Below are 6,384 nucleotides of genomic sequence, written 5' to 3' on the forward strand. Positions count from 1 at the left end.
CCGCCGCCTTCCGGCGTGACCCATACGATATTCTGGGTCGGATCCTTGATGTCACAGGTTTTGCAATGCACGCAGTTCTGCGCATTGATTTGCAGGCGATCCTGTCCCGCTTCATCCTTCACGAACTCATAGACCGCAGCCGGGCAATAGCGTGCTTCCGGACCGGCATATTCGGCCAGATTCACCCGCACCGGCACAGCGGGATCCTTGAGCGTCAGATGAATTGGCTGATTTTCCGCATGATTGGTATTCGAGATGAAAACCGATGACAAACGATCGAACGTCAATTTGTTATCCGGCTTGGGATAGACAATCGGTTCGCATTCCGATGCGGGACGCAGGCAGGTGTGATCCGCACGCGTGTTACGCAACGTCCACGGCGCCTTGCCGCGGAAGAGAATCTGATCGATGCCGAACATCAGTGTGCCGACATACAAGCCTTTGCTCATCCATGGCTTGAAGTTACGTGCAACGTGCAATTCTTCGTGCAGCCACGATTGCTCGAAGGCCGAAGGATAATCGACCAGTTCGTCCTGCCGGCGTCCGTCGCCGAGCGCAGCAAAGGCAGCATCGGCCGCCATCATTCCGCTCTTGATTGCGGCATGACTGCCCTTGATGCGACTGGCATTGAGGAAGCCGGCATCGCAGCCGATCAGTGCGCCACCAGGGAAAACCAGTTTCGGCAACGATTGCAGGCCACCTGCCGTAATGGCGCGCGCACCGTACGAGATGCGCTTGCCGCCTTTGAAGAAACGACTGATTGCCGGATGCGTCTTGTAACGCTGGAATTCCTCGAAGGGCGACAAATAAGGATTCGCATAGCCGAGACCGACGACATAGCCGACAGCGACTTGATTGTTTTCCAGATGATAGAGAAACGAACCGCCGTAGGTGTCGTTTTGCAATGGCCATCCTGCAGTGTGGATCACCAGGCCGGGCTGATGCAGCGCCGGATCGATTTCCCACAGTTCCTTGATGCCGAGGGCATAGGTTTGCGGTGCCTTGTCTTTGGCGAGGTCAAATTTCTCCAGTAACTGACGGCCAAGATGACCGCGCGCGCCTTCGGAAAAGAAGGTGTATTTCGCGTGCAATTCCATGCCGAGCTGGAAAGCATCGGTGGGCTGACCGTCACGGCCAACACCCATGTTGCCGGTTGCAACGCCTTTGACCGAACCGTCATCGTTGTAGAGGATTTCTGCCGCAGGAAATCCGGGGAAAACTTCCACACCAAGTGCTTCCGCCTGCTGACCGAGCCAGCGCACGACATTGGCGAGCGAGACAACGTAGTTACCGTGATTTTGCAGACAGCCCGGCAGCATGAAATTGGGGGTCCTGAACGCCTTGTCTTTGCTGAGGAACAGAAAACGATCTTCACTGACAGGCGTATGCAGCGGTGCGCCAAGTTCTTTCCAGTTCGGAATCAATTCCGTCAATGCCTGCGGATCCATCACGGCACCGGACAGGATGTGTGCACCGAGTTCTCCGCCTTTTTCGAGAATGCAGACGGAAACTTCCTGTTCCTTTTGTGCGGCAAGCTGCTTGAGCCGAATGGCTGCAGCCAGACCGGCCGGGCCGCCACCGACGATGACGACGTCGTAATCCATCGTGTCACGCGGTCCGTATTGCGCCAGCAGGCTGTTATCTGGGGTAATGGTCATGGAGCTGAATCGTCGCTGTTATTTTCGGGCAAGGTCGGAATTGTCCGATGTTTTTGCCCCTCGGTACATATTTGTGGGGAGCGGAATGCGCGGAGTAAATGTTTCCTCGCTGCGCTTTCGTGTAATCATAACGCTTCCAGCATCGGTTTTGCCCGATGCACATCGATATTGGGAGTGTTTGTGGGCATAGAAGTCAATTTCGAAGGCAAGGTTGCGCTGGTGACCGGAGCGTCCAGCGGACTCGGCGCACGGTTTGCAAAGATTCTGGCGATGGCCGGTGCGCAGGTTGTGCTGGCGTCGCGCCGCATCGATCACCTGAAGGAATTGCGCGCGGAGATCGAGGCCGAAGGCGGCGCAGCGCATGTCGTGGCACTGGATGTGACCGATTACGCCAGCATCAAATCGGCAGTGGCACATGCGGAAACGGAAGCAGGCGCGATCGACATTCTGGTCAACAATGCAGGTGTATCGACGAGCGAACGTCTTGTCGATGTGACGCCGGAAGACTATGCCTACGTGATGGATACCAATCAACGCGGCGCTTTCTTCGTGGCCCAGGAAGTCGCAAAGCGGATGATCGCCCGTCACAAGGGAGACCCGCGCAAGCAGCATCGCATCATCAATATCGCCTCCGCAGCCGGCCAGCGCGTCGTGCCGGAACTGGGTCTGTACAGCATGAGCAAGGCTGCGGTGATTCACATGACCAAGTCGATGGCGGTGGAGTGGGGGCGCTTTGGCATCAACGTCAACGCGATCTGCCCCGGCTACATCGGCACGGAGATGAACGCAGAATATTTCAACAGCGAACAAGGTCGTCAACTGACGAGCATGTTGCCGCGCAAGCGCATTGGCAAACCGGAGGATCTGGACGGCTTGCTGCTCTTGCTGGCAGCGGAAGAATCGCATTTCATCAATGGCGCAATCATGAATGCCGATGACGGCATCAGTGCGCACTGATTTTGTAACGCCGGCATCATCGGAATAAATCATGGCGCAAGCTCGTATTGAATCGGTTCAATGTCTGTCGCCTGCAGGATTGCATCGGATGGCATACAAGGAGTGGGGCGATCCGGGGAATCCGGTGACGCTGGTTTGCGTGCACGGACTGACGCGCGTCTCCGATGATTTCGATGCGTTGGCCGAAGCGCTTTGCAATGATTACCGCGTGATTTGTCCTGATGTCGTCGGCCGTGGCCGATCGGATCATCTGCGCGATCCCTTGCATTATCAGGTGTTGCAATATGTGGCGGACATGGTCACGCTGATTGCAAGGCTGAATGTCGAAAACGTCCATTGGGTCGGCACATCGATGGGCGGCCTGATCGGCATGGCGTTGGCATCGTTGCCGGCGACACCGGTTCATCGGCTGGTACTCAATGATATTGGCCCTGCACTGAACGCACCAGCGCTGGCGCGCATTGGAGAATATGTCGGCGATGCAGTGAAATTCGCAACGCTGGAGCAGGGGACGGAATACGTGCGACAGATTTCGCTGTCTTTCGGCCAGCATAGCGACATGCAATGGCGCAAACTGGCCGCCGATGTTTTGCGTCAGGATGCCGATGGCAACTGGACTTTTCGTTATGACCCGGCGTTGAGCGTTACCTTGCGTGCGATGACACCGCAAAACGTACAGCAGGCAGAAACCATGCTGTGGGCAGCATACGATGCAATCAACTGTCCAACGCTGCTGATACGTGGTGAGGAATCGGATCTGCTGTCCCGCGAGTCCGCACAGGCCATGACACAACGAGGGCCGAAGGCTCGTGTTGTTGAAATCCCCGGCGTCGGTCACGCACCCACGCTTGTTGATGCTGCGCAGATCGACGTGGTGAAAAATTTCCTCCTTGCGTGATGCACGCTTGTACCCATATTGACGACCATGAACATCACACGCTTGCACATCGGCGACACACTTTCCGAAGTTGCCATTCATAACGACACCGTCTATCTGGCAGGGCAGATTGCCGAAGACACGACTCAGGACATTCACGGGCAGACGCGCGAAGTGCTGGGACACATTGACCGACTGCTTGCCGAGGCGGGCAGCGACAAAACGCGTATTCTTTTTTGTCAGGTATTCATCGCTGACGTTCGGAATTTCGATGGCATGAACGCTGCATGGAATGCGTGGGTACCGGAAGGACACACGCCGCCGCGCGCAACTGTCGGCACGGCATTCCCCGATCCGAAGCGACTGGTCGAAATCATCGTTACCGCAGCAACCAATCCATCCGGGCTTTAAATGGTTTCTCTGGCGACAACACTCAGTGACACAGGCGAACTGCTGCGCTCGGGACTGAGCGAGCAGGATGCTGCACGCGTAATGGATGCGCTGGCGTTCGTTGAGCCGATCTACAGCGGCAAAACCGTTTCAGCCGGACAGGACGCTTTCGAAAGCGGGCAGGACGTCTATGCGTTCGCGAAAAGCGTGGCCAGCGTGCTGGCCCAGCTGGAAACGGATGCAGATACCCGTATTGCTGCACTGCTGTTTGAACTCGCTGCGATTGATCCGGCAGCGGCGGAAAAAATAGAAGAGCGTTTTGGCAAAGAGGTCGCCGATCTGGTCGCAGGCGTCAGGCAGCTGATGCGTCTGCACGAAATGACGTTCGTCCAGCACGAGGCGCTACGCGGCAAGAATGCCGCACAGGAAGCGGCCGCGCAGCTTGAAGTGCTGCGCAAAATGTTGCTGGCAATGGCAAGCGACATGCGCGCCGTACTGGTGCGGCTCGGGACGCGTGTGACCACCTTGCGTTATTTCGCTGACCAAAAACGGCAAGACGAACGCGCAAAACAATACGCGCGTGAAACCTTCGACTTGTACACGCCGCTCGCCAATCGTCTGGGAATTTGGCAACTGAAATGGGAACTGGAAGATTTGTCCTTCCGTTTTCTTGAACCGGAAGCCTACAAGCGCATTGCATCGATGCTGGAAGAAAAACGTGTCGAACGTGAGGCATTTGTCGAGAATTCGATCAAGCGTCTGCAATCGGAAATGGCGGCTGCCGGCATCAAGGCAGAGGTGTTTGGACGACCCAAGCATATCTTCAGCATCTGGAACAAATTGCGCGGCAAGGCCATCGATTTTTCGGATCTGTACGACGTGCGCGCATTTCGCGTCATCGTCGAAGATGTGAAAACCTGCTATGCGGTGCTTGGCATCGTCCACAACATCTGGACGCCGATGCCCGCGGAATTCGACGACTACATTTCACGGCCCAAGGTAAACGGCTATCAGTCGCTGCACACGGTTGTGACCGCCGAAGATGGTCGACCGCTTGAAGTGCAGGTGCGTACTTACGACATGCACGATTTTGCCGAGTACGGTGTGGCCGCGCACTGGCGTTATAAGGAAGTGGGTAACTCTCATTTTTCTGCGCAAAAATACGACGAAAAAATTGCGTGGCTGCGGCAGCTGCTGGCGTGGAAAAGCGAGGTCGTCGATACCGTTGTTGGCCAGGAGGATGTGCACCGCGACTGGGTGGAAAAACTCAAGTCGGCCACGCTGGACGATCGAATCTATGTGCTGACGCCGCAAGCGCGTGTGATCGAATTGCCGAACGGCGCAACGCCGATCGACTTCGCCTATCACCTGCACAGTGATGTCGGACATCGCTGCCGTGGCGCGCGTGTCGATGGCGCGTTGGTGCCATTGAACACCGTGCTGAAAAACGGACAGACGGTCGAAATCATCACGGCACGCGGCGCCAGCACGGTGACAGGGACAGTCGGGCCGTCGCGCGATTGGTTGTCGCCGGGATATGCCGTCAGTTCTCGAACGCGCGCCAAGGTACGGGCATGGTTCAACGCGATCGATCAGCAGGAAACACTGACCAACGGCCGCGGACTCGTCGAAAAAACGTTGCAGCGCGAGGGCAAGACGGCAGTCAATCTGGAAGAGCTGGCGCACAAACTTGGCTTTGCCAAACTGGACGATCTGTTTCTCGCTGTCGGCAAGGACGAGTTCAGTCTGCGCACGATTGAACATGCATTGCACGGCGATGATGCCGACGCGGCAAAGCTGGCGGAAGAAGACGCAGTCATTCCGCGCAAGAGTCGCGCATCCAGTGTTGCGCAGGGTGCCAAGTCCGGCGTGCTGGTGGTGGGCACGGACGGCTTGATGACGCAGCTTGCGCGGTGCTGCAAGCCGGCACCGCCCGATCCGATTGTCGGTTTCGTTACGCGTGGCAAGGGTGTTTCCATTCATCGCGTCGGCTGCAAGAATTTCATCGAGATGCGCAGCCGAGCGCCGGAACGCGTGATCCAGACCGCATGGGGGCAAGCCGAGTCGTCTGCGACTGTTTATCCGGTCGACATCTTTGTTCTTGCGAGTGATCGCCAGGGATTGCTGCGCGATATTTCCGATATCTTCCTGCGCGAAAAGATCAATGTCATCGGCGTCAGTACGCAAAGTTCGAAAGGCCAGGCGCGCATGGCGTTTACGGCGGAAATAGGATCCACCGCGCAGTTGCTAAAGGCGCTGAATGTGATTCGCGACGTCAATGGCGTACTGGAAGCGAAGCGCCACTAGAGAGTGATATCGGCAATGAAAATCCGGAGAGATTTTGCCAAACATGGATGTTGACGAATATTTCAAACAACCCACTAGGCAAGCCTGGAGTTTATGGCTATAATTTCGCTTCTTTAGGCGCGTAGCTCAGCTGGTTAGAGCACTACCTTGACATGGTAGGGGTCGTTGGTTCGAGTCCAATCGTGCCTACCAACG

At 56.5% G+C, this 6,384-nt stretch carries 5 protein-coding genes and 1 tRNA gene; 5 read left to right on the plus strand and 1 reads right to left on the minus strand.

All coding sequences use genetic code 11. The features are described from left to right. Positions 1 to 1,604: electron transfer flavoprotein-ubiquinone oxidoreductase (locus VN114_RS07150; RefSeq protein ID WP_414694203.1), on the minus strand; the 1,604-nt coding region annotated here is incomplete at its 3' end. Between the two features lie 234 nt (positions 1,605 to 1,838). Here VN114_RS07150 and VN114_RS07155 point away from each other — a divergent pair. From VN114_RS07155 to VN114_RS07175, 5 genes are all read left to right on the plus strand, one after another. Next, positions 1,839 to 2,615: an SDR family oxidoreductase gene (locus tag VN114_RS07155; RefSeq protein WP_325513429.1), complete on the plus strand. Its 777-nt coding sequence runs from the start codon at positions 1,839 to 1,841 to the stop codon at positions 2,613 to 2,615. Positions 2,616 to 2,646: 31 nt separating this feature from the next. After that, positions 2,647 to 3,513, plus strand: coding sequence for an alpha/beta hydrolase (locus VN114_RS07160; protein WP_325513431.1), 867 nt, complete (start codon positions 2,647 to 2,649; stop codon positions 3,511 to 3,513). 27 nt (positions 3,514 to 3,540) lie between these two features. Further along, positions 3,541 to 3,903, plus strand: a complete 363-nt coding sequence (locus VN114_RS07165) for a RidA family protein (RefSeq protein WP_325513433.1) — start codon at positions 3,541 to 3,543, stop codon at positions 3,901 to 3,903. Continuing rightward, complete coding sequence (locus VN114_RS07170) at positions 3,904 to 6,189, plus strand: bifunctional (p)ppGpp synthetase/guanosine-3',5'-bis(diphosphate) 3'-pyrophosphohydrolase (RefSeq protein WP_325513435.1); 2,286 nt, start codon at positions 3,904 to 3,906, stop codon at positions 6,187 to 6,189. Between the two features lie 115 nt (positions 6,190 to 6,304). Then, positions 6,305 to 6,381, plus strand: a tRNA-Val gene (locus tag VN114_RS07175). The last annotated feature ends 3 nt before the right edge of the window (positions 6,382 to 6,384 follow it).

The organism is Oxalicibacterium sp. (genome assembly GCF_035565035.1).
GTDB lineage: Bacteria > Pseudomonadota > Gammaproteobacteria > Burkholderiales > Burkholderiaceae_D > Oxalicibacterium.

What these genes read in the sequence shown, in the direction of transcription:
- VN114_RS07160 (WP_325513431.1), top strand. Translation starts at nt 2,647, where the DNA reads ATGGCGCAAGCTCGTATTGAATCGGTTCAATGTCTGTCGCCTGCAGGA.
- VN114_RS07165 (WP_325513433.1), top strand. Translation starts at nt 3,541, where the DNA reads ATGAACATCACACGCTTGCACATCGGCGACACACTTTCCGAAGTTGCC.
- VN114_RS07170 (WP_325513435.1), top strand. Translation starts at nt 3,904, where the DNA reads ATGGTTTCTCTGGCGACAACACTCAGTGACACAGGCGAACTGCTGCGC.